Source organism: Pseudozobellia thermophila (assembly GCF_900141855.1).
GTDB classification, from domain to species: domain Bacteria; phylum Bacteroidota; class Bacteroidia; order Flavobacteriales; family Flavobacteriaceae; genus Pseudozobellia; species Pseudozobellia thermophila.
This window is the reverse complement of record NZ_FQYU01000017.1, coordinates 1-24,074: the sequence shown is the minus strand read 5'-3', so window position 1 is coordinate 24,074 and position 24,074 is coordinate 1. Positions and strand designations below refer to the sequence as shown.

Here is a 24,074-nt window from a genome sequence, read left to right as displayed (position 1 = left end):
TCGGAAGATATCCCCGGACCGTTAGGCACAATTAAATATCTATAACCAAACTTTAACAAGTCTAATCATCTTGGACTCCAAACCAACTCAAAATGAAACCAACCCAATTAATTATTTTCTTTTTACTGATAACTGTAAGCTCAAAGGCACAAACCAGTGAACTTGGCACATTGGCAGATCAAATTTATTTTAACGGAGAGATTTATACAATGGACGATAACCGGCCAATGGTGGAAGCTGTGGCCGTAAGAGCCGATTCAATTCTATCTGTAGGAAGTAAGGAAGATCTCATGAAGTTAAAAGGGGATAAAACCCAACTCTTTGATTTAAAAGGCAAGACCATGATTCCTGGATTAATAGAGGGGCATGCCCATTTATATTATGTTGGATTAAATTTATTGGAAGTTGACTTGGTCGGGGCTAAGAGTTATGAAGAGGCTATTGAAAGAGTCGCAGAAAAAGCAAAAAACACTCCGAAAGGAGAATGGATTTTAGCAAACGGATGGCATCATGATAAGTGGGATACACAACCTACATTAGTTAATGGGTTTCCCACAAATAAGTTGCTATCTGCTGCTGTACCAGATCATCCTGTTATTCTTATACATGCTTCTGGACATATCATAATTATAAATCAAAAAGCTATGGATATAGCAGGTATCAATTCAAAGACACCTCAACCGGATGGCGGCGAAATAATTATAGATATTAATGGTGAACCAACCGGAATTCTTAATGAAACTGCAGGAGATTTAGTGTTCAAGTTTGTACCTGAACCTACAAAGGAAGATGTAAAAGAAGCAGTAACTTTAGCTTTAGAAGAGTGCTTTAAAAATGGTATCACCGGATTTCATGATGCAGGTTCTGATGGCTACATGATAAACCTTTTTGAAGAAATGGCATCACAAAACCTAATTAAACTAAGGCTGTATGTTATGCTTCGCGGAACACAACCCGAACTTCTAAAATATTCTTTTAAGAGAGGTATTCAAGTGAACTTATACGACAACCAACTAACCATTAGATCTATAAAACTAATGGCAGATGGGGCTTTAGGCTCTAGAGGCGCCTGGTTATTGGAAGAGTATACGGATGCACCCGGAGAGCATGGTCATAATTTTACACCGTTAGAGGATATTGATAAAATTGTTAAAAACGCCTACAAAAATGGTTTTCAAGTAGGTATACATGCCATAGGTGACCGAGCAACTCGTGAGGTTTTGGATATTTATGAGAGCACATTTATGACGAAATCTACAAATAGTCCAAAAGATGCAAGATTTAGAATAGAACACGCCCAACATTTCAATCCAGCGGACATTCTTAGGGTTGCTGAATTGGATGTTATTCTAGCAATGCAGGCTATTCATATGTCATCGGATAGACCTTGGGCCATTGATCGTCTGGGAGAGAAACGTATTACGGAAGGGGCCTATATATGGCAGTCCTTTTTAAAGTCTGGAGCAAAGATCGTGAACGGAACCGATGCACCTGTAGAACCCCTTAATCCTATGGCTGGCTTTTATGCGTCAGTATCCAGAAAGACATTAAAAGGCATGCCTGATGGTGGTTACGAACCTCTGCAGAAAATGACAAGGATTCAAGCGCTCAGATCTTATACATTGGATGCTGCCTATGCGGCATTTCAAGAAAATGACAAAGGGAGTATTGAGGTTGGAAAATGGGCAGATTTCACCATACTTGACAAAAATATTATGACCATTCCGGAAAATCAAATCTTGGAAACTAAGGTCACCAAGACGATTATTGGGGGCGAAGTAGTTTTTGATGATGAAAAAATTGATTAAATATTCCCCAATCGATGTTGGAAGTTGATTATTGTGGATGGGTTTGAAAGTAGAAACCGAAGCTAGTGTAAATTCGAAATCGATATTTTCAAATTATACAGAATGAAAACCTGACTGAACGTTATTCTTCGGAAACGTATAACGATAGGGCTATTGAAAAAAAATGAAATTACTAACTGTGCCGAACAGAGTATATAATTTGTTGCTAGGTCTACCCTTCTTACGAAAAGTATTACTTACATCAGTTTTTATTATGGGAATGATTTTATGGAGTTCCTGTAATAAAAAAATAGGGAGTCCGGCTAATTCCAATGCGGATACATACTTAAAAACCGCGCAACCCAAGCCTTATTTAATCTTAATTTCCCTTGATGGTTTTAGATGGGATTATGTAGAAAAATATCAGCCACCACATTTGAGGGCATTCATTAAAGAAGGTGTTAAGGCAGAATCGTTAATACCCTCATTTCCTACCAAAACTTTTCCAAACCATTATACCATCGCTACCGGGCTTTATCCTGAAAAACATGGAATTATAGGGAATATATTTTATGATTATAAGAAAGACACGCTCTTTAATAAAAGGAGTCCGGGAATGGCAGAAGATGGAAGCTTTTATGGAGGTTCACCGATTTGGGTAGAGGCTAGTAAGGCAAATATTGTGACTGCCAGTTATTTCTTTGTAGGTACCGAAGCAGCTATTCAAGGAATAAGACCTACGTACTATTATCCATTTGATGCTAGCGTTACCAATGATGAAAAAGTTGATCAAGCAATACATTGGTTGCACTTGAACGATAAAAACAGACCGCATTTAATCACGTTGTATTTTGGTGATATGGATAAAGTTGGACACGATTATGGTACGAATGATGAAGGGAAACTGAAAACGGCTTTGTTTGAATTGGATAAAAAATTAGGCGATTTGTTTAAAGGAGTATCGGAAACCGGGCTTCCCGTAAATATGATGATAGTCTCTGACCATGGCATGGGAAATCAGTCTACCGACAAAATTATTCCCATAGATTCCATCGAAAACGATGACTTGTTCATGACGATTGAAAATGGTACTATAGTAAATATTCATCCCAAAAAAGATGTGGAAATAGACACTGTACTACAGTATTTAAGAACCAAGGAAAGTAATTTCAAGGCTTATAAAACCGAAGATACCCCAGGTTTTGAGTACATCCCAAAAAATAAAAACTGGGGTGCAATACAGTTAATACCCGATTACGGTTATCATTTTTGGAATCAAAGACGCAAAGACGCCCTTATCGAAGAGGGGGTTACAAGCTTTGGAGTTCATGGCTATGATAGCCAATACAAAGAAATGCATGGGATATTTTATGCGAAGGGTCCGGCCTTTAAAGATGGTTATGAAATACCTTCGATAAAAAACATCCATCTCTATCCATTGATGTGCAAGATATTAGGCTTGGAAATTCCAAAATCGATCGATGGAGATATACATCAAATCGAAGGCGTTTTGAAAGAGTAAAAAAATAAGGACTATAAAAGGGCGGCACGTAACATAACTTACAAAAATACGGGCTTCGGGCTTAGTCAAAAGGTTTGCGTATTTTTATGAAGTCCGCAATCCCGATAGCCCTCGGGATAGGATGTTGCCCTGGGCAGGAAAAGAAAAAACAAAGCCCGCCCGAACGCCGGCCTGAATGGCAAAGTCGGGCAGGTACCCGTTCGGTACGGGCGGGCCGAAAATTGTCGTATAAAAATCCCTAACCGGGTTAGGGGGGAACATTGTGCAACACTGTGAAAACTAAAGTAGTATATATTGTCATTGTTTTAATCACCTCGATGGCGCCAAAGGCGTTTTCCCAAAGTCCTGATTTACTATTCAGTAATGATTTGATCCAGATATATAAATCAAGGGCTTTAGCTATGGATGAGACCATTTATGATGCGACTACCGATTTTGAGAAACTACGGGAAACGGAGGAAACGGACGAATGTAAGGTTGACTACTCTTTTTACTATAACCCCCTTTCATTGGTGGGAGCCTACTACAGTTACGAGTTTGGCGAAGGAGGGGTTGTAGCTTGTGGGGTTCCCGGTAGTTCGTTGGGAATTCGGACAATTGATTTAAAATCCAAAAAGGAAACCGCATTAACTGATATTTTTGAGGAAAAAAGTATTTTGAATGCCCTAAAATCGGATAAGTGGATTCAAGGAATTGGAAAAGAGAACCATATTGACTTCTCGGGGTATCATAACTTAAAGGATCTAATTACCGCCATCAACAAATTAGGATACGCGGAGTTCAAGCCAAGTAGTTTTGCAATCTTAAGGTATTCGGAAGAAAAAAATGAAGTTGCCGTTAGGTTTGTTGGTAAAGCCTATGTGGGATTTAATCATAACCAACATCTACAATTAGGACTTACTCTTGTTCCAAAACCCAATTTCAAGGATGAATTATTGAACAAGACCGAATTTGTTTTGGGGAAATTTAAAAACGGATTGACAACTCAACGTGGCCAAAACGGAGGATAAGGCATAGCGGTTGAAGAGGGAGAGCAAGAGTGTAAATACAAAATAAAGACCAGTGCAAAGCCAATTACGACCGCCTCATCCCTTATGTAAACTCCCTAGGTGACGATGTTACGATCACTCCTAAAAATGGAGGTGTTGGTATTATTCGGAAAAGACAATTCATTCTTATTAAGCCCGCGACAAAGACACGAATTGATTTAGGATTTAAATTAAAGGACAAACCTACAACCGAAAGATTGGAAAACCCGGGACCGTTTGAAACTATGTGTACCCATAGGGTTCGTTTGACCAATGCATCTGAAGTTGATAATGAACTCAAAGATTGGATTTTGGAAGCCTACGAAAAATCAATTTAAAAAAGCACTACCGTTAAAGCCCCACAAAAGGGCTTAGTCCGGATGCACGTCGGAAATAATGTGGTGCATTCCAAACGGAACGTTTCATACCAAGAGGCAAGACGAAATGTCAAGGAGGGTAGTGTAAATAATAAACGAATAAAAACTACGGGCACTATGGGCAACCCTTGCACGGGCGATTGATTCGCCGTAAATAGGATCTGTTCTGGTTGGTTTATGTTTTTCTCCGGCCCAAAGTCCCGGGGTGGGGGGTAGGGCTATACTCCCGTATTCCAACAAGCGTCGTCTTTTTCGCTATCTATTTATTAATTTTGGACCTCCGGCCACATAGTTGACCACACGTGTTGGGCCCGTGGGCGCAATTGGATGAAAATGACACAACATCGAAAAAGAAATAAAGACCTGGGGCTGGCCGAGTTGATTGCTATTGCCCTCGGGGGAATGGTCGGGGGCGGAATTTTTACGATTCTTGGAATTTCGGTCGAATTGATAGGAAGCCTGACCCCGGTTGCGATAGTCATAGGCGGACTGATCGCTGCCCTGGCGGCATATTCGTATGTGAAGTTGGGCTTGTTTTACAGGGACGAGGGCGCTACCTATTCTTTTTTCAAGAGAACCTATCCGCGATCAAAATTCTCGGCATCCGCCATAGGTTGGTTCATTATTTTCGGCTACATCAGTACATTGGCCCTGTACGCCTATACCTTTTCATCTTATGCCATCAGTGGTACCGATTTTGCCGATAACCTTTGGTTGAGAAAGGGAATTGCCGTTTCGGTCATCGGACTGTTTACCCTAATCAATATTTGGAGTGTGAACGGGATGGGAAAAATCGAAGACCTAATGGTTTATACCAAACTGATCGTTCTCGCCCTTATTTCCATTGTGTTGATGACCCACGGGACGACGGATTTCGCCACCTTTGTTGCCAATATGGCCTTGGATCTCGAACAGTCAAGCCTTTTTTCGATCCTGATCGTTTCCTCATTGACCTTTGTGGCCTTCGAAGGATTTCAATTGGTGATCAATGCCGTCAATGAGATGACCGACCCCGAAAAAAATATACCAAGGGCCATCTATAGCTCCATTTCCATGGCGGTTTTAATTTATGTGGTTATTGCGATGGGGGCCTTGTTCGCCATACCGACCGAAGAGATCGTTGCGAATAAGGAGTTTGCACTGGCGTCGGGGGCGGGTAATGTATTGGGGGCCCTGGGCACGAACCTGGTTGTCTTTGGGGCAATCTTGGCAACAAGTAGTGCCATAAGCGGTACCGTTTTCGGCTCATCGCGCCAAATGGCGGTAATAGCACAAGATGGTTATTTTCCACAAATTTTGGGCGTCCGTAAAAACAAGAGTCCGCAAAACGCCATTATCGCCATGGCCTTAATTTCGTGTCTTTTGATCTCGGTAGGCGGACTGGAATTGATTCTTGAGTTTGGAAGCGTGACCTTTCTCTTGGTTTCCTTGCTCATGGCAATCGCCAATTTTAAAATAAGAAAGAAAACCAATTCCTCGACCTTTTTGACCCTCCTGTCAATTTTCGGATTAAGTATAGGCGGTATTTTAATTTTATATTACGAATTGACCAACAACTGGCAGCAAATGACAGCCATCGTTGTAATCTATGTTCTGCTGGCATTCGGGGCTTGGAAGTTTTCGTTTGACAAGAAAAAGAAGCTACAACACAAGTAAGGGCTGCACAGGTACCCATTTCTTGAATGATGGGCTCGTATAAGCGCTTTTTAAGCGGTTTTGTTTTTATGCCACCGGCAAACCGAAAACGGAGTGCCGTTTCCCGGTACTTTTTTCACTGCATATGCTAAGTCGCGGCCCAGTTCCCGCTCGGCAAGGATCGACAAACACTTTTTTTAGTAACTTGTGCAATAGGGACATCGGCTATGGCAAATGGGGTGTGACTACTTAAAAATGAAGATATTGCAACTTGATAACATTCGGTCTGTCCGACAAATATTCGGTTTTAAAAACCCACACCGTGCACGGCCCAACCGGTCGCCTTTATTATATTAAGTGAATGAAAATGATAGAATATTTATACTACGGAATGTTGATAATTTCCATTGTCCTGATCTATTTTGCCTTACGGCAGTACAATGGCACCAAGGAGCTAATACAAAGCGGAATAAAAACGAAAGCGGAGGTGGTTGATTTAATCGAAGTTAGTGATGATGAAGGTACTGCCTTCAAGCCAGTTTTTGAATATAGGGATAGATCTAAAAATTTGAAGACCTTCAAAAGTCAGGTCAGTTCACGTCCGGCACCTTACAAAATTGGAGATAAAGTCAATATTATTTACTCCCCAGACTCTGATGAAAGAAAAGTGGTATCGTTCTGGGGCCTGTACAGATGGACCATTATACTTTTATGTATCGCTTCTCCTCTGCTGATTATCGGAGGGGGATATTTGTTGTACTCAAGGGGATAAAACAAAGGCTAAGCCGTTTAGGGTTTATTGCTTGTTCCAAGCCAACCACAAAGTCTCTATCCAATTGATTAATTTAGTTACACGGAATACCGAACTAGCGGCCACCAAGCCAGCAGAGCCTCACGCATCGCAAAGCGATGCTTCCTACATTTGTGTTCTGCCGATGCAGCCGACACGCCGCTACAAAATCATACACAAGACCTTTGGCGACCATTGGCTAGAACAACACCGGAGAAACCGATGAAATACAAAAAGACAAAGCCTCATATTGAATTGGAACCCTTTATAGACTTCTATTGGGAGTTGAAAGGACACAAGTTCAAAACCCAGAGAGAACGGGTTTTCCCAGATGGATGCACGGGTATCGTAATGAATCTAGGAAATAAATGTCTCACGGATAACGGCGCACTATCGATGGAATTTGGGAAAACCTACGTGGTTGGGGCAATGACTTCATTTAAAGATAGCGTTATAGATACGGATACACACTTAATAGGCGTATGTCTAAAACCTGGTACTTTCGCAAATTTCTATGCCCCTCAAAATAAACTGACCAACGACACGGTTGAATTTGAAAAATCCCAATCATTTAATCTTGACAAAACTTTTAAAAATTCTTTCAATTATTTTGACCAATTCTTTTTATCAAGACTAAAAAGCAAAAATTACCAGCTACAATCAATCATCAATGACATTCATTCAATGAAGGGGCAACTTTGTATCTACGAATTATCGAAACGTAATTTCACAACAGTAAGACAGCTTGAACGCAATTTTAAAAATCTCATTGGACTTTCACCAAAAAAGTATTCAAATATTATCCGCTTTCGGAATGCTTTGGGGCTGATCAAAGATGCAAGGCAAAATCGGAGTTTACTGGATATTGCCTTTGAATGTGGGTATTATGACCATTCCCATCTCACAAACGAAATAAAGCGGTATACTGGCCTTCTGCCCTCGGATCTTTAAAAGGTCGTTTTTTTCCAAAGCAAGGTTTTGGGGGCATTCTTAGTTTTGTGGAAAAAATCAACATTCAATGAGAAAAGTAAAATTGTTTATAGCAACCAGTTTAGACGGTTTCATTGCCCAGCCCAATGATGACCTTAGTTTTTTAAAGTTAGTTGAAAAAGAAGGGGAAGATTATGGTTACGCAGCATTTACCTCAACCATAGATACCATTATTATTGGCCGTAAAACCTATGATTATGTGGTAAAGGAGATTGGTGCTTCCCATTACGACAATGGAGAAAGGGATGTGTATGTCATAACAAGAACAGAACGTCCTGACAACGGTAGAATCAAATTTTACACAGGCAATTTAAAAGAATTGGTTACCAAGCTTAAAAGCGAAGAGGGAAAGGATATTTATTGTGATGGTGGTGCCGAAGTGGTTAACGAACTACTTAAAAACGATCTCATTGATGAACTTACTATTTCCATTGTGCCCATTCTTGTAGGGAATGGCACAAGATTATTTAAAGAAGGTAGACCAGAGCAACTGTTGGAATTTATAAGTGCCAAAACATTTGATACAGGATTGGTGCAATTGTATTACAAGCGAAAAAAATAAACAACGAACAATGATGAATAGAATGGAACATATAAATCCGGAAGGACTAATAAAAAATCCTGCGTTTTCTCAAATCATAACGACTGAAGGAAACGGAAAGACAATTTATATCGGTGGACAAAATGCAGTAAACGGAAATGGAGAAATTGTAGGAAAAAATGATATTTTACAACAAACCGAGCAAGTAATGAAAAACCTTGAAATTGCTCTTAAATCTTGTGGAGTAAATTTTGAGAGTTTAGTGAAATTAAACATTCACATTGTTCAAGGGCAGAATGCTTATGGTGCATTTCAAGTTTCACAGAAATTTTTAGGGCAAAACCCAAACCCACCGATTATTACAGTTTTGTATGTTGCAGGACTAATAAATCCCGAATTTTTACTTGAAATTGATGCTATCGCATTTAAACCTGAAAACTAAGAAAATGGAAAATCAAGTCGGAAAAACCAAAGATGTAGGATTTCAATTTGGAATAAGGAAAACCTTTTCTGTTTCGAGTGAGAAGGTTTGGGACTTTTTATTTTCCGAGAATGGACTAAAGATTTGGTTAGGCAATTTGAAAAATGAACTTGAAATTAAAAAAGAATACGAAACTGAAAATGGCATAACAGGACTTGTCCGTGTTTTTAAAGCAAATTCACACATTCGCTTGAATTGGAAACCGAAAAATTGGAAAAATACATCGACCGTTCAAATTCGAGTTATTGGAAATCAAGAAAAGACAACAGTTGCAATTCACCACGAGAAATTATCGAATGCTGAACAGAGAGCGGAAATGAAAGAACATTGGAACGAAATAATGAACAAAATAGGAACTGAAATAAAAAAGCTAGCAGGTAACATTGTATATAAAAAATAGGCGATTTAGTGCTGAATTCGAGGAGTTTGGCTCGTATCAAAATTTGTGCATAACCGAAAGCTCCGTGCTTCTTAACCGCCTTCTTTTCATATTCGTAAACGTTAGCGGTCATTGTAAACGAACTCTCAACCAATAACTATCATAAAATAGAAAGATTCTAATATTTATTTTGACATTACATTTTTCAAATATGCCAGCACAAGACAAAATAATAGTGTGGAAAAGCACTTATGTAAACACAACCGAATTTACCACCATTAATTTTAAAGACACGATTGAAGTTAAGGGACACATCACAGGTCAAGGATTGGGGAAATTAATGAATGTTAATTACCTGCTTGAAATCAATGAAAAATGGGAAATTCAGTCAGTAAACATCAATTTTCAATCCGATAGTACGTTTAACATCTCACTCACAAAAAATAAAGACAATCATTGGGTCAATGAAAAAGGCAAAATCCTCGAACAATTGGATAACTGTACAGACATAGATATTGCCTTGACCCCTTTTACCAACACATTACCAATCAATAGGCTGGGGCTAGCAGTTGGAGAATCAAAAGAAATAGAAGTCGTTTACTTTGAATTACCTACCAAAAATTTTTCGCCTGCCAAACAGCGATATACCAATTTAGGCAATGGCGTTTATAAATATGAAAGCCTTACATCAGGATTTACAGCAAACCTAAAAGTTGACAGGGAAGGGTTTGTTTTAGATTACCCAGGTATTTGGCATAGAGTGTTTTCAGAGCACGAAGCTACTGCAAGACAGAAAGAAGGATTTGCTTCTTCACTGATTTCAGATAACGCAAGTGACGAAATTGCTGGAAATAATATTTACGATTGGCTTATAGGAAGTTGGAATGTAGAAGCTGTTGATTATTTAGAAAACAATGAAATAATAAAATCACAAGGTGAATGGCATTTTGCCTATGTTCTTGAAGGGCGGGCTGTACAAGATGTTTGGATTGCCCCGAAGCGTTCATTAAGAACACCAAACCTAAAACAGCCAAGAATTCGTTATGGATCAAGCATACGTTATTTTGACGCAGAATCAGAAAAATGGTGTGTTTATTGGTTCAATCCCGTGAGTAGTACAGTAAGTAAACTTTATGGTTGGAAAGACAAAGGTAATATTGTACAGGAAGGAACCGATGAAGATGGAAATATAATGCGGTGGACATTTCAGAACATAACCAACAAGTCATTTCATTGGAAAGGAGAAATTAGTACCGATAACGCAGAGACTTTTACTTTACAAGCAGAGTTCTTTGGAACACGAAAATATTGAACACCAAAACGAAAGTATTTTCTACAACAATAGAGATACTTCAAACCATTGGGCAATCTGACCCCGGCAACCGTATATTTTGGATTGGATCAAAGGAAATTCAAAAACATCAACTGATAAAGTAAAAATGTTGCCCAAAAGAATGAAAGAGCACCAAATTCAAGAGTTATAACTATTAACATATAAAATAATGAAGAATCCATTGCTCGTTTTTATGACCATATATTGTGCTGTCCTCTATTCACAGGTCTTGTCTTTAAAGCAAATTCACACATTCGCTTGAATTGGAAACCTGCCCATTGGGAAAATATGTCAACAATTCAAATTAGAGTAATTGGAAATCAAGAAAAGACAACAGTTGCAATTCACCACGAGAAATTATTGAATGCTGAACAGAGAGCGGAAATGAAAGCTTATTGGAGTGAAATAATGAAGAAAATTGGAGATGGATTAGTGTGATGGAGAGGGTAAAGTAATCAACGAGTTTACTTATAAGGACTTCGACAAGTGGGCTCACTAATTGCATGAAATTCTTTCTTACGGAAGAAAGAGCAAGACACCTTTTAAAAATTCACCTGTGCAAAAGCATTTGAAACTGGATGGGCACAACTCCCATTACAAACCAAAAAAATAACGAAGCGCCAACAATGGTAATGACCATTGCGACTGAGATTCTTGTCAGAATTCCACTATCTTTCGGCTAGACCGGAAAGAATCTTGTAGATTTTTCCAGAACGTATCATTGCCAAACCGATGGCATTCATCAAATGAAACAGACGAAAAGTAGAAATATAGACTTGTTGGTAGGAGGTATATTTTTAATTCTGACAATTACCTTTATTGTAATATCAATGACCCACAAACCCTTCTTTGATTGGGTTTTTGAACGACACCATAATCAATGGAGTTGGTATCTAAGACCTTTGTTTTTACTTCCATTTTGCTATTTCGCCTATAAAAAGAGCTTTGCAGGAATGATGGTTTCAATTTTTGCCTTGTTTACAAGTATGTTTTGGTTTCCCAGGCCCGAGATGGTGAGTGCAAGCGTAGTGGATTTTTTAGAATTTGAGAAAGAGTATCTGTACGGTGAATGGAACTTGGGCAAACAACTACTGACCTTAACGATCCCTATTTCATTAATTGCCTTAGGCTTCGCTTTTTGGAAACGAAGTCTCATAATGGGCATTGCGGTAGTTGTTCTTATGGCTACTGGTAAAATGGTGTGGAGTATTCAAAATGCAGGCGAGTCGGGAAAATCAATATTGATACCGGCGATTATTGGTTTATTGATTTGTTGCGGTCTGATTTTTTATGGATTTAAAAGGTTGGAAAAAAAATAAGGAATGCCTATACTGTATATTGTAAATGGGCCTTGGGGGATGAAAGTCGGGAACCATTTATGAACACGGCCAAATCTATAGTTTGCCCAAGGAAATATTTGAAAATACGGCTTTTAGGTATGAAGGTTGGCTTTTAAGCATGAATGGATTAAAAACAAAAGATTTGGCTCAGTGCAAAATTAAAAGGGTTGCAGCTGGCAATTCGCTACTGCCCATCGCCCATACCGATGTGGCATATTGCAATAAGTCGAAATAAATGGAAGATGGAACTATGGGATAACCGATAAAATACGCTTTCTGATCGGACTTGTTTTCTTTTTTGATTGGCCGGACAGTACGACTACACATTCGCCCATAAAATTTGCTATATTTTATCCAAGAAAACCCGGACGGAGCCGTTCGCGGTCGGTACCATCGACATCACCGCCTATAGCGAATGTGCGTCTAATGGCGACCCCTTGCCAAGGTATGCCAGGCATACCACGCAACTCGCCATAGCCGTCTGGCCGTTGTGAGCAATTAAAAAAAACGAACGAACATAAATGAAAAACCTATTTTTAATTGGAATTTTACTATTCTCAATTACACTTTTCGGACAGGAGGAACTTGACCCTGATAAATATTATGCAGAATCAAAGACCATCTTCCTTGAATCAAAAATTTATGGAAAACAAAGGGAAGTGCAAATATTTGTACCTGACGAGTACGTTTGGGAAAAAAACAAAAAATTTAAAGTCCTTTACCTTTTTGATGCTCAAAACACTCGGATTTTCAACTACATAAGTGGAAACGTTCAGCTTCTGTCTATGGATACAATTGAACCCGTAATAATTGTAGGAGTTGTAACCGAAGATAGGTGGGATGAATTTTTACCGCTCAACAATCACGAGGCAACATTGGAAAGATATGAACCACCAATGGGACACGCGGACAAATTAATTGAACACATCGAAACCGAAATAGAACCTTATTTAAAAGAAAATTATCGGGTTCAAGATTATCGACTTGCAATTGGTCATTCTTTGGGTGCAACTTTTGTCACTTACGCATCAATGAAAACCGACAATCTATTCGATTACAACATACTTTTAAGTCCTAATTACAACTATGACAAAAAACAATTTGTCGATAGATTTAAGGAGTTTGTGAAAACCGACTTGCCAAAGAAGAAGGAATTTTATTTTGCGAATGGATTTGGCGACGACTACGAAAAAGAATTTGACGAACCGTTGCAAGAAATCATTAAAGTTTTAGAGAGTTCGGACAATGAAAAGATAAGTTGGAATTACAAAAAACTGGACATAGATAATCACGGACTAATTTGGCTGGGAGTATATAATGGACTTCTGAACTGGAAAAAATAACTGCTCACAACACGGGTAACCGTTGTACAAGTCCCAGCACAGCATAAAAAATCACTTTTTTTAAGCACTTTTTAGGGGGCTTTGGTTTTTAGGCCGGGCTTTGCACCTTGATTTTTGCCCCCCTAGAAGGCCGATTAAGGGTTGATGCAGGACCTTTTTAAGGAAGGCCAGTGCCCACGCCGCTTTTTGCACTTCATAGAGCCAAGTTACGGCCCAGTGTGCCCGGTCGTAAAGGGTCAAATCGCTTTTTTTTATAACTTGTGCGGCATGTACCAAGTAGTGAAACCGTGATTTTTACGCTACAGACCCGTCGGCCACATTGCGAAAAAAAGACCATGAAGAACGTTTTAGGAATCATTTTAATGGCATTGCTGATAAGTTGTAAGTCCGATTCAAAAACGGACAAAGAAGGACCTGAAAAAGAAAATGGACGTTTACGGAGCGAATGGAAATTGGCCGAAAAAGAAAAAAATCCCAATGCCAAGAATGTTGACACGGCCCCACTTGGGGAAGTTGCAAACCCCACGGCCTATACCTTCGACGATTTTCGTATTTCAAAAAACCGGGTGGGAATTTTTTCTAAAGGGATGTCCATTTCCGATGTCTATAACACCCTTCCAAGGGATCAGATCAAGAAGAAAGTCGGCTACGGGGAATTTGCGGGCGACACCTATGACGATTATGAGATCTACGATGCCAACGGAAAAAAAATACTGGTATTGACCGCAATGGAAAAGGGAAATACGCACTCTAAAATCGGCCGGGTCCTAATTTTGGACAAGAGGTTCGAAACGGCGGAAAAAATCGGCTTAGGCTCAACCTTTGGCGATTTGGAAAGGTATTATGCCACCGATAAAATGTCACCTGATATAGAGCACATCGTAATAGATGTTGAACCTATCAACGCTTGGTTTACGATTGGAAAAACGGAACTTCGGGAGGGTTGGTGGAATGGAAGGGGAATTGATCGATCGAAAATACCGGGCACGGCCAAATTTGACGGAATATGCATTTGGTGGAAATAAGTACTGCGGCGAACCCCGGTAACCCTTGCACCGGACAAGCCTATAAATTATTGGCGTTTAATGGAGGTTATAGACATTAATGATATTACCAGGAAGGTGAGCCTGTTTTTTAAAAAGGGCTTCAAAACAAAATTCCTGCTCTTCGTCTCGGTACCCCTCTTGGCAAGCATGCTATTTTTAACCGACTATTTTATTCTGCCCGAAAGGCAAACAAGCGATGTGATCGCTTACCGCCAGGTTATAAAGATTCCCCAAAGTGCGGGCGGAACATCGGTCAGGACGGGTAAGGTCTCGGGCTATAAATATACCACCGCAACGAAACTAAAATTTTCCACATCCAGGACCCCGATAACATCGTCCGAGGTAACCTTGACCACGACCCCGGTTTTTAAGACGGTGAAAACGGTGGTCGCTTCCCAAAAAACAATACCATTGGCATCGGGCTTTAGCGGGTTAAATCAGGTCTTGTTCATTTTGTGCAACGGCGTGATGGTCATATCGGTTATATATGTTTTTTTAAGCAGGACAATTACCGAAAATGCCCGGCTCAATTTAATTTATTGCAATACCTTCCTATTGGCCATATGGGTGTACGCCCTGCTTTTGTATTGATCGTATAAACGGCGGTCTGACCCGATTTGAAGCATGGCGCTTGCGCCTTGGGCTTAACCACTGGCAACCTTCGATAGGGGAGCCCGAAGGGCGTGATTTGTTTTCCCGTGTTTTTGTTTTTATGTAATTTAGGAACACCCATATGGCCCTTACGGCATAGACGTGCATAATTACGGGCCAGGGGCTAGTCACAAAAAGTACAAGCGACGATGAATTTGGACCATGTTGAAATTCTGACCGATGGGGTAGAGCAAACCAAGGCCTATTACGGAGAGGTATTGGAGCTTCCTATAGCGGAATATGATTCCAAATCGGTTAGTATAAAAATCGGATCGTCAACACTCCGATTTGTGGAAACCCCGAAAAGATCAAGGCCGATCTACCATTTCGCTTTCAATATCCCCGAGAACAAATTGAATGAGGCCATTGACTGGTGTGCCGGTCGGATCGAATTGATCCAAGAAAAGGATGCTGTCCTTATTGCCGATTTTGAACGGTGGAACGCCAATGCGGTTTATTTCTACGACAACAATGGAAACATTTTGGAATTCATTGCCAGGCATGATCTCAAAAACTCGACAACAGTCCCTTTTGGCAGTAGGCAGTTATTGAACATAAGCGAAATCGGGATCGTAAGTGAAAACCCCTTGGAATTGGGGCAACGACTGATCGAAGAACACGATCTTGTTTCATTTGGGAAAAACGAGGATAGCGAAACGTTTACGGCCCTTGGCGATGACAACGGACTCTTGATCATAGTAAAGAACAATAGGAACTGGTATCCGACGGATATCCCGGCAAAAGCAAATCGGACAAACATCGGATTGACCCATATGGGACAAAAAAAGACCATCGAAGTCAGTGGATAGGCCGGTAACTTCCATCGGAAATATATACATAGGGATCGGGCAGGTGAAAAGGGGGGAAGCCGTATGCCCTTGTCGCCGTAGCCGTTTGCCTTGAAAAACCTTTGAAATCAATGGATGGCACCATGAAAAAGTTGATTTTTTATGCCTTTTTGCCGATGGTCGTGGTAACGACCGCCCTTTTTGTAAGTGCGAGCATAGCGTTTGAGAATTATACATCGTCAGAACTAGTAACTAAAACCGAAGACATGAATATTCCGATCAATCAGGATGCACCTGTAAAATCACACGACGACCTGGTCATAGATGCGCCAAGACAGAAGGTCTGGGAACTACTGACGGGAATAAATGACTGGCCCCAGTGGCAGACAGAGGTTACGGAATCCCACCTGAAAGGGGAATTAAGGGAAGGGGCCGAGTTCGAATGGAAGGCCGGGGGACTGTCGTTTACTTCACGGATCCACACTATTGAACCTGGGGAGAAATTCGGCTGGACGGGAAAAACCTTTGGGGCCAGTGCCGTACACAATTGGTTTTTCCGGGATGAAGGGGATAAAACAAGGGTTTATGTCGAAGAGAGTTTGCAGGGCGTATTCCCAAAGCTCTTTGGCAAGTATTTTCAAAAGAAATTGGATAGTGGGCTACGGAAGAATTTAATGGAATTGAAGGTAGCATCCGAAAAACAAAAAAGCCCCGACCGGATACATTCTTAAGTATCCCCGTACTTTTTAGCTGCCGGTTCAAGGTACACCCTACACGGGCCGTTTGGCCCACCTCTTTGTTTTTTTTATCATGTCGTTAATTATCAGTAACTTAATGGCACCGACCACTTTCTTTTTTTCTATCAAAACAAATCCATATGAAAAACCTAAAAGTACTATCCTCGTTATTGATCCTAATTCCATTTGCAATCATTGGATGCCAAAACAACGAAAAGCCCGTGCCCGCTACCAAAACATCCGACGCTGAACTAAGGGCCCTGATAACCGAACAAGTGGACAGCCTTTACGCTGTCTATGAAAGGTTCGGTTACGATTGGATCGATTTTTATGCCGACAACTACGTGGCTATTTATCCTGATTCGCCCATTCAAAATTTGACCAAAGATTCCTTAAGGGCACAGTGGGAACGGATCTACAAAAAATACGATGTACGGCTCGTTGATCGTGGAAGGCCCACAATTATACCTTCGGAAGACATGGCCATATCTTACAACACCTTTAATGAGATTTTTATTAATAAGGAAAGTTTGGATACGATTAAAAACACCGGCACCTATATTGTTAATTGGAAAAGGCAACCGGATGATTCTTGGAAAATAGTATTTGAGACCTTACAGAATCATTAAAACAACACCCTGCAAATCCCCCACTTCGACAAGCGCCGTGCAGGCTTTGAAGGGGGTGCCCGAAGGGCGGGGGATGTTTAACAACACCCGCTACAATCCCTCTGCTACCGAACATAAAACCACCTTATTTTAAAAGGATTGCGATTTTCTGTAAGAACAAAATTGTAAGAATTTTTATATTCGTGGGTGTTTGGCTAAAGAAATTAAAAGATGTCAACTTTGATGATATTGTAATGGATAATTACACTTATTTCAATGCCTTTTTTAATAGTCAAAATTTTTAGATATGAATTTAAAACAAAAGATACTATTGTTTTCAATTTTACTTGTGACACACATTTTTGGCGGAAAAAGGATTACGATAAGTTTTTATGAGAATTATTATGTACTGAATTTCATGGAATTGATGGTTAGTTTACTAACTGTGATTTCAGGTATAGCTATACTAATTAGCATTTTAAAAATGATGAAAACCAAATAAACACAAGCCACCTCATTTTAAAAGGATTACGCTTTTCTGCAAAAACAAAATTGTAAGAATTTTTATATTCGTGTGGGTTTGGCTAGCGCTAGCTATTGCTTTTATACCCGCATAAAGAGGTATCTGTGTAATTGTACATATATACAGTTGTTGTGTGTAATGCCCGAACAACCGAAAACTAATATGAAGTATGTTTAAAAAAGACGACGAAAAATATTTAATCCGACAATTAAGTTCAAATAAAGTTGTCTTATTTCTAGGCTCAGGTTTTTCATTCGATGCAAAGAATAAAAACAATGAAAACTTCCCTACAGGATGGAAACTAGGAAAAAAGATTTGGGAATTTTTAGAAATAGATGGTGACTACGATGATACTAGTTTACCTGAGATGTACCAAGCATTTATGCAAGCTGGAATAAAAAAACATCTTAAAAAAGAATTTTTAGAATCAAATTTGCTAAGTTCTGAAATACCAGACCAATACAGAAAAATAACTCTTCCGTATTGGTTTAAAATTTATACGACTAACATTGACGATATTCTGACTAAATCTTATCGTAAAGAAAATAAAAGTATTGAAGAACTTCAATATCCACTCGACCAGTACTCAGAAAGAGACCAATCACTTGAAAGGAATCAAATCATATATTTACACGGAAAACTACCTTGTGACCCTGACGAAGTAATTTTCTCACCACAGCAATATGCTAAAGCACAACTAACTCACGAACCTCTTTACGGACAATTTGTTTATGATTATTCAATCCTGCCAACGATTTTTATTGGCACGGAATTGAATGAGCCTCTATTTGAGAGATACATAGTTGCGAGGGATGCACGATTTGGTTTGAAGGAACGAAGACCTAAATCTTTTTTAATAACGCCTAGTCTTTCACCAATAAAAGTATCAAATCTAAAAACTAATTATAATGTCCATCACATTAGTGGAACAACTGGTGATTTTTTGAATTGGTTAACTAGTATTCAAGATAAATTACCAACTAAAGAAGAAATTCTAAAAAAAACATTCCCCAACCTTTTAAGCATTTTTGAGTACGCAGAAATTGCAAATATCTCTAAAAAATCAATTGTCCAATTTGCAAAATGCTTTAATCGTGTTCCAACTGAATCTAGACCAATTCAGGAAAGGTCAGGATTTTTAACTGGTACTTCACCAAGATGGAATGATATTTTATTAAACCTTGACGTTCCAAGAACAATTTCAAATAAAATTGTTGAATCTTCAGAAACATATCTTACTTCAAAAAAGAAAGATGAAAAAACAAAAGTGATTAGCATAATTGGTTATGCAGGTTCTGGAAAATCAACTATTCTTAAACGTGTAGGATTCTCACTTTCTCAAAAAGGTAGAACGGTATTTCTTTCATATTCTGATTTTATCCCTAGAAAAGATGAAATAATAGATGTCCTCTCTGCTATCGATGAAAGAGCTGTTTTAATTTTTGACAATTCAAAGAATGTAATTACTCAACTTCCTTGGCTAATTAAGTCTTTGAATCAAGAATTGGAATATACACCTCTAATTATACTATCAATAAGAACAAATTATATCGATTTGCTTCAACAATATATAAATCCTGATGTAGCTATTAATGAGGAGTTCAAAATTCCAAATCTGGATGATGATGAAATTAATTTGATTATAGCAAAATTAGATGATTATAATCTGCTAGGTAAACTAAGTGGAATGTCAAGTTATAAAAGAATTAAAGAATTCAAAAATCGGGCTCATAGACAAATTTTAATTGCTATGAAAGAAGCCACAAATGGCAATTCTTTTAATGAAATTATAAAAGATGAATTTAAATCGTTAAAACCTTATGAAGCAAAGGTCTTAACTCTATGTATTGCTCTAAACACAGAGCTCGGTTTCACAAATAGTAAACAAGATTTTGTAGGTTTTTCTAAATCACCACAGAATGAAGCCTTAGGTTACTTAGAAACAGTATTGCAGGGAACTGTTATTAGTGTAGGTAGTACTAATAACAGATTTATGCTTCGTCATAGGATATTAGCTGACTACATAATCAAATATTGTGTAGAACCTAATATTTTAAAAGAAGCATATATTCGCGTGCTCTCAGTATTAGCACCTGAATTGATTGAATCAAGAGGTCCTTCCAGAATATTTAATTTATACAAAGCATTAATCAATCACGCTCAACTATATCGACGTTTTAAGAGTGATATAAATTTAGCAAGAGATGTTTATGAATCTATTACCGAATATTTTAAATCTGACCATCATTTTTGGCTTCAATATGGTTCGTTAGAAGTAGAAGGCAAAGGTGGAGATTTAAAACTTGCCGAAAATTATATTTCACAAGCGGAATCCCTTTCACCCAACTCAACTTATGTAAAAACAGCAAAATGTAATTTGCTCTATAAACAAGCTCTAGCCTCTGAAAATGAACATAGTGCTCTAGAATATAAAACTGAAGCCGATGCTATTGCCCAGTCTTTAATTTTGGAAATTGGTAAAGAAGAACAAATAGCATATCATATTTATTGTGCGGGTAGATACAGATATATTACTAAATGGATAAATAATAAAAGTGATAAAAAGAAAGCACTTGATGAACTTAATAGTACCGTAAAAACTGGTTTAACTTTTCATCCATTTAGTAAAAAATTAAAAACAGCATCTGATGCAATTAAAAGAGCATATATACAAATGGGACTTCAAAAGGAATTGGAAGACCCTGAATTACCAGAATTTTTGTAAAATGCACTACACACAACAATGGTAATCGTTGCACAAGCCGTTGATTCTCCACGGAACGGATTCATATAAGCCTCTTTACGGGGCTTTTTTTATGTCGTATCAGAATCGAGGCACCAAATTTAGATGCTTTATGCAAGTCCCGAACAAGTATTGAAGCGCACTTTTTACCAAGACTGCCAAATCAAGCCGTCCCGCCCCACTTTTGGAACGTTTCTGTTCGAATTTCAGGTACTTTTTCAGGTTGCTCACTCAACTGGAAATGGGCGAACAGTTTTTCTTGGTAATGCTTTTTTCCCTGCATAACTAAAATTAACAACGCAACGTTAAGATCGCCTTGATCCTATGTTGTTTTTTCGTTAACTTGTTCAACAGGCACACCGTATAAAAATAATTGCTAGTGCTGGTTTACTTACGAAAATCCACGCGGATTTTCTATTCGGTTTGCATTTGCTAAATTAGGTGCTTAAACAACGCAACTAATCTTATACAAACACGTTGTGCAACCATGTTAGCTCGATTCAAAATGAAGGGTAAAACAAACCTCTTGCACATAAAAAAGGAAAATTGAATGAACGGATTTAATAAGAAAACCTTAGTAGGCTTATTAACGTTATCCGTTACTATTATTTTTGCCTGCAATCAAAATAATACAGAGCCATTAAATATCCTGCTCGTTGGAAACAGTAGCATCTATTACAACAACATGCCGGAAATGCTAGAGAAAATCGCCTATGAAAACGGAAATGAACTTAAAACAAAATTAATTGCTTTCGGCGGCTACACCCTAAGAGACCATCTGAACGACGGAATTGTCGAAAAAGCACTGGATTCAGTGAATTGGGACTTCGTAGTGCTCAACGAACAAAGCACGTTCGGCGAAAATTATGTTGTGAACGGACTTCAAAGAGTAAGAGAAAGCGAGTCATTCTATGAAACCGTTAGAGAATTTGATTCATTAATCAAAGAAAAAGGCGCTAAAACCTTGATTATCTCATTGTATCCAAGAAACAATGTACCTCCGATCGACGGAGAGATCTTGGACTATTCATACATGAAAATAGCAAAAGAACTGGATTTAGAACTCGCGCCCGTCAGCAAAACATGGAGGGACATTTTGAAAGCTGATGGCCAATTGGAACTGTATCAAGACGATAACCTACATCCCACATCTCTCGGTTCATTTGTAACGGCAAGCGTTATTTATTCCACAATAACCGATAGCAAAAGCAAACCGATTAAGGGAGAAATAACCGGCTCGTTAATCGATAAATTTGATGGTGTCAAGCAAAAAGATTCAATCGTCAGCCTAATCAAGATAAATGAATCCGAGTCCCGGACAATAAGTGAAATAGTATTTGAAAATGTTCAAAAATTGAACAGGGCCGGAGGTTATTTGAATTTGAAAAAACCCGATTGAAACTTAAAAAAAAGCCCTAATCTTTAACGTTGAAAGCCTACACCGGAGAAAACACGGTTGCCAACAATGGTACCCGTTGCACAAGCCATTGAAAAGCAAAAAAACGGATTCATATAAGCCTCTTTACGAGGCTTTTTTTATGTCGTATCAGAATCGAGGCACCCAATTTCGATGCTTTATGCAAGTCCCGAACAAGTATTGAAGCGCACTTTTTACCAAGGCTGCCAAATCAAGCCGTCCCGCCCCGCTTTTTGAGCGTTTCTGTTCGAACTTCAGGTACTTTTTAAGATTATAGGCTATGGCCGAGAGGTGCATCACCTTGTAAGCTTGCGGTCGCTGATGATGTTCTCCAGATAGCCTACAAGGCAGAGCTTGAAGAAGACCACCGAGTCTATGCTCTTTTGGCCGCTGTTCCCGTAATAGCCTTCGGTAAGGCCGTAAAGGAACCGGAGTTCCAAAACCTCCTTTAACCGCCTGTAGAAATTGTTCTCGGGGATTCGCTCGCTCAACTGGAAATGGGCGAACAGTTTTTCTTGGTAATCCTTTTTTCCCTGCATACCTAAAACTAACAACGCAACGTTAAGATCGCCTTGATCCTATGTTGTTTTTTCGTTAACTTGTGCAACAGGCACATTGGCTATAAGTAATTGCTTGTTTTCGCCTACTTCTGAAAATCCTCGCGGATTTTCAGTTTGGTGTGTACTTGTAAAGTTAAGTGCTAAACCACGCAACTACTCATAGCCGAGCCGATGGTCGATGATACCTCCGGCCCGTAAAAAACCGGGCGGTCGAGGCCGCCGCCCTACCTTTTTTTCCTACCATCGACCATCGGCCAGACAGTACGACTTCACATTCGCCCATAAAATTTGCTATATTCAATCCAAGAAAACTCGGACGGAGCCGTTCGCGGTCGGTACCATCGACATCACCGCCTATAGCGAATGTGCGTCTAATGGCGACCCCTTGCCAAGGTATGCAAAGCATACCTCGCAACTCGCCATAGCCGTCTGGCCGTTAGCCACCATATAAAAATCAGCGGAATAAATGACAAAAACCGAAATAGAAGAATACTTGCTAAAGCTTGAGCACAAACTCATAATTGAATCTGAAAGAAAACCAATTGAATTAACAAGAGATTGGGCAAATTCTTTTCCGAATCAATCAGCAGTTTATCTATTTCGAGAGGAAGGAGAAATATGCTACGTTGGAGAATCGGGAAGTATTCGCGGACGAATGAACGATATTCTCAATACTAAAAACCATACAGTAAGGCGAAATTTAGGAAATACCCATTATTCGGAACATCCGAATTACGAAAAGGCAACCTCAAAAAAAAGTTTTGCAGACGAAATCGAATTGATGCTTAACGACCGAATTCAAAATCATTTGACTTTATCATACATTGTGGTTGACTTGGGACGAAAGGAACTTGAAGAGAGACTATATGCAAAGCTAAATCCGAAATATAATCTGAAAGGAAAACGTGGAGCAAAAAAAGCTTACTCAAAAGCAGAAAAGCAAGCAAAGAATAAAAATGCTTATGAAAAGTGGACAGTGGAAACTGACGAGCAATTGGAAAAGTTATTTTGCGAAGGAAAAACAGTAGCGGAATTGAGCCAAATTTTTGGGAGAAATGGAGGAGCTATAAGGTCGAGAATTAAAAAGCTTGAACTGAAAGAAAAATACGGTGGCTAACATTGTATCCTATGAAAAGCCATAGTCCAGTTCTCTAAAGTTAATCAATATTTTCTTTTTGCCTTAAACCACCTTTTTTATTTTAAAATAACTTGCTCCGCATCCTATTTGTGATACACCTTTTTTATTAGGGTTCACCAGCATCTGTATGGTTATAAGCTATAATAGACCCGGCCACTTGCTATAAAGATGTGATTCCGGTTTCCTGGATCACCCACGTTGTTTTGTGGTACGGGTCTCTCTACTATTTTGTGAGCTTTGTTATGGTTTGTTTTTTTTATCTTTTATTCCAGTACCCCTATGCAATAAGGGGTCTCTGTCTTAATAACGGCCAAAGT

The 24,074-nt window shown here is 39.0% G+C and carries 21 protein-coding genes and 1 pseudogene; 21 read left to right on the top strand and 1 reads right to left on the bottom strand.

The window, feature by feature from the left end; genetic code table 11:
- The first annotated feature begins 92 nt into the window (after positions 1-92).
- From BUB37_RS20415 to BUB37_RS20305, 20 genes are all read left to right on the top strand, one after another.
- Complete coding sequence (locus BUB37_RS20415) at positions 93-1,808, top strand: amidohydrolase (protein ID WP_072995804.1); 1,716 nt, start codon at positions 93-95, stop codon at positions 1,806-1,808.
- A 163-nt stretch (positions 1,809-1,971) separates the two neighbouring features.
- Positions 1,972-3,309, top strand: a complete 1,338-nt coding sequence (locus BUB37_RS20410; RefSeq protein ID WP_094766820.1) for an alkaline phosphatase family protein — start codon at positions 1,972-1,974, stop codon at positions 3,307-3,309.
- A gap of 272 nt (positions 3,310-3,581) precedes the next feature.
- Positions 3,582-4,319 carry a hypothetical protein gene (locus BUB37_RS20405; protein WP_139278155.1) on the top strand — a complete coding sequence of 246 codons (738 nt, stop codon included), beginning with the start codon at positions 3,582-3,584 and terminating at the stop codon, positions 4,317-4,319.
- Between the two features lie 35 nt (positions 4,320-4,354).
- Positions 4,355-4,675 (top strand): DUF5655 domain-containing protein, encoded by a 321-nt coding sequence (locus tag BUB37_RS21930; RefSeq protein ID WP_317616561.1) that lies wholly within the window; start codon positions 4,355-4,357, stop codon positions 4,673-4,675.
- Between the two features lie 372 nt (positions 4,676-5,047).
- Positions 5,048-6,370: an APC family permease gene (locus BUB37_RS20400; protein WP_094766822.1), complete on the top strand. Its 1,323-nt coding sequence runs from the start codon at positions 5,048-5,050 to the stop codon at positions 6,368-6,370.
- Positions 6,371-6,710: 340 nt separating this feature from the next.
- A complete protein-coding gene (locus BUB37_RS20395; RefSeq protein ID WP_072995796.1) occupies positions 6,711-7,121 on the top strand; it encodes a DUF3592 domain-containing protein in 411 nt (136 codons plus the stop codon).
- A gap of 240 nt (positions 7,122-7,361) precedes the next feature.
- Complete coding sequence (locus tag BUB37_RS20390) at positions 7,362-8,090, top strand: helix-turn-helix domain-containing protein (protein WP_072995794.1); 729 nt, start codon at positions 7,362-7,364, stop codon at positions 8,088-8,090.
- Positions 8,091-8,157: 67 nt separating this feature from the next.
- Positions 8,158-8,691 (top strand): dihydrofolate reductase family protein, encoded by a 534-nt coding sequence (locus tag BUB37_RS20385; RefSeq protein WP_072995792.1) that lies wholly within the window; start codon positions 8,158-8,160, stop codon positions 8,689-8,691.
- 10 nt (positions 8,692-8,701) lie between these two features.
- Positions 8,702-9,112 carry a RidA family protein gene (locus tag BUB37_RS20380; protein ID WP_072995790.1) on the top strand — a complete coding sequence of 137 codons (411 nt, stop codon included), beginning with the start codon at positions 8,702-8,704 and terminating at the stop codon, positions 9,110-9,112.
- A gap of 4 nt (positions 9,113-9,116) precedes the next feature.
- Positions 9,117-9,551, top strand: coding sequence for an SRPBCC domain-containing protein (locus BUB37_RS20375; protein ID WP_072995818.1), 435 nt, complete (start codon positions 9,117-9,119; stop codon positions 9,549-9,551).
- A 190-nt stretch (positions 9,552-9,741) separates the two neighbouring features.
- A complete protein-coding gene (locus tag BUB37_RS20370; protein WP_072995788.1) occupies positions 9,742-10,842 on the top strand; it encodes a putative glycolipid-binding domain-containing protein in 1,101 nt (366 codons plus the stop codon).
- Positions 10,843-11,609: 767 nt separating this feature from the next.
- Positions 11,610-12,182: a hypothetical protein gene (locus tag BUB37_RS20360; protein WP_072995786.1), complete on the top strand. Its 573-nt coding sequence runs from the start codon at positions 11,610-11,612 to the stop codon at positions 12,180-12,182.
- A 542-nt stretch (positions 12,183-12,724) separates the two neighbouring features.
- Positions 12,725-13,546, top strand: coding sequence for an alpha/beta hydrolase (locus BUB37_RS20350; RefSeq protein ID WP_072995783.1), 822 nt, complete (start codon positions 12,725-12,727; stop codon positions 13,544-13,546).
- Positions 13,547-13,881: 335 nt separating this feature from the next.
- The gene (locus tag BUB37_RS20340) at positions 13,882-14,571 is read left to right on the top strand and encodes a hypothetical protein (RefSeq protein WP_139278154.1); all 690 of its coding nucleotides are present in this window, start codon (positions 13,882-13,884) and stop codon (positions 14,569-14,571) included.
- 60 nt (positions 14,572-14,631) lie between these two features.
- Entirely contained in the window at positions 14,632-15,183 is a 552-nt protein-coding gene (locus tag BUB37_RS20335) for a hypothetical protein (protein ID WP_072995777.1), read from the top strand.
- A 209-nt stretch (positions 15,184-15,392) separates the two neighbouring features.
- Positions 15,393-16,052, top strand: a complete 660-nt coding sequence (locus tag BUB37_RS20330; protein WP_072995775.1) for a VOC family protein — start codon at positions 15,393-15,395, stop codon at positions 16,050-16,052.
- Between the two features lie 122 nt (positions 16,053-16,174).
- Entirely contained in the window at positions 16,175-16,762 is a 588-nt protein-coding gene (locus BUB37_RS20325; RefSeq protein WP_072995773.1) for an SRPBCC family protein, read from the top strand.
- A 146-nt stretch (positions 16,763-16,908) separates the two neighbouring features.
- Positions 16,909-17,397: a YybH family protein gene (locus BUB37_RS20320; protein ID WP_072995771.1), complete on the top strand. Its 489-nt coding sequence runs from the start codon at positions 16,909-16,911 to the stop codon at positions 17,395-17,397.
- 671 nt (positions 17,398-18,068) lie between these two features.
- Positions 18,069-20,624: a P-loop NTPase gene (locus BUB37_RS20310; RefSeq protein ID WP_072995767.1), complete on the top strand. Its 2,556-nt coding sequence runs from the start codon at positions 18,069-18,071 to the stop codon at positions 20,622-20,624.
- Between the two features lie 568 nt (positions 20,625-21,192).
- Positions 21,193-22,041: an SGNH/GDSL hydrolase family protein gene (locus tag BUB37_RS20305; RefSeq protein ID WP_072995765.1), complete on the top strand. Its 849-nt coding sequence runs from the start codon at positions 21,193-21,195 to the stop codon at positions 22,039-22,041.
- Between the two features lie 323 nt (positions 22,042-22,364).
- Here the strand turns inward: BUB37_RS20305 and BUB37_RS20300 are convergent.
- Positions 22,365-22,598: pseudogene (locus BUB37_RS20300) on the bottom strand (transposase); the annotation flags it as partial.
- A 487-nt stretch (positions 22,599-23,085) separates the two neighbouring features.
- Between BUB37_RS20300 and BUB37_RS20295 the strand changes: the two are divergent.
- On the top strand, positions 23,086-23,736 hold the full coding sequence (locus BUB37_RS20295; protein WP_072995763.1) for a GIY-YIG nuclease family protein: 651 nt from the start codon (positions 23,086-23,088) through the stop codon (positions 23,734-23,736).
- Positions 23,737-24,074: the final 338 nt, after the last annotated feature.

Coding starts and splice junctions, on each gene's coding strand:
- BUB37_RS20415 (WP_072995804.1), top strand. CDS start 93: ATGAAACCAACCCAATTAATTATTTTCTTTTTACTGATAACTGTAAGC.
- BUB37_RS20410 (WP_094766820.1), top strand. CDS start 1,972: ATGAAATTACTAACTGTGCCGAACAGAGTATATAATTTGTTGCTAGGT.
- BUB37_RS20400 (WP_094766822.1), top strand. CDS start 5,048: ATGACACAACATCGAAAAAGAAATAAAGACCTGGGGCTGGCCGAGTTG.
- BUB37_RS20395 (WP_072995796.1), top strand. CDS start 6,711: ATGAAAATGATAGAATATTTATACTACGGAATGTTGATAATTTCCATT.
- BUB37_RS20390 (WP_072995794.1), top strand. CDS start 7,362: ATGAAATACAAAAAGACAAAGCCTCATATTGAATTGGAACCCTTTATA.
- BUB37_RS20385 (WP_072995792.1), top strand. CDS start 8,158: ATGAGAAAAGTAAAATTGTTTATAGCAACCAGTTTAGACGGTTTCATT.
- BUB37_RS20380 (WP_072995790.1), top strand. CDS start 8,702: ATGATGAATAGAATGGAACATATAAATCCGGAAGGACTAATAAAAAAT.
- BUB37_RS20375 (WP_072995818.1), top strand. CDS start 9,117: ATGGAAAATCAAGTCGGAAAAACCAAAGATGTAGGATTTCAATTTGGA.
- BUB37_RS20370 (WP_072995788.1), top strand. CDS start 9,742: ATGCCAGCACAAGACAAAATAATAGTGTGGAAAAGCACTTATGTAAAC.
- BUB37_RS20360 (WP_072995786.1), top strand. CDS start 11,610: ATGAAACAGACGAAAAGTAGAAATATAGACTTGTTGGTAGGAGGTATA.
- BUB37_RS20350 (WP_072995783.1), top strand. CDS start 12,725: ATGAAAAACCTATTTTTAATTGGAATTTTACTATTCTCAATTACACTT.
- BUB37_RS20340 (WP_139278154.1), top strand. CDS start 13,882: ATGAAGAACGTTTTAGGAATCATTTTAATGGCATTGCTGATAAGTTGT.
- BUB37_RS20335 (WP_072995777.1), top strand. CDS start 14,632: ATGGAGGTTATAGACATTAATGATATTACCAGGAAGGTGAGCCTGTTT.
- BUB37_RS20330 (WP_072995775.1), top strand. CDS start 15,393: ATGAATTTGGACCATGTTGAAATTCTGACCGATGGGGTAGAGCAAACC.
- BUB37_RS20325 (WP_072995773.1), top strand. CDS start 16,175: ATGAAAAAGTTGATTTTTTATGCCTTTTTGCCGATGGTCGTGGTAACG.
- BUB37_RS20320 (WP_072995771.1), top strand. CDS start 16,909: ATGAAAAACCTAAAAGTACTATCCTCGTTATTGATCCTAATTCCATTT.
- BUB37_RS20310 (WP_072995767.1), top strand. CDS start 18,069: ATGTTTAAAAAAGACGACGAAAAATATTTAATCCGACAATTAAGTTCA.
- BUB37_RS20305 (WP_072995765.1), top strand. CDS start 21,193: ATGAACGGATTTAATAAGAAAACCTTAGTAGGCTTATTAACGTTATCC.
- BUB37_RS20295 (WP_072995763.1), top strand. CDS start 23,086: ATGACAAAAACCGAAATAGAAGAATACTTGCTAAAGCTTGAGCACAAA.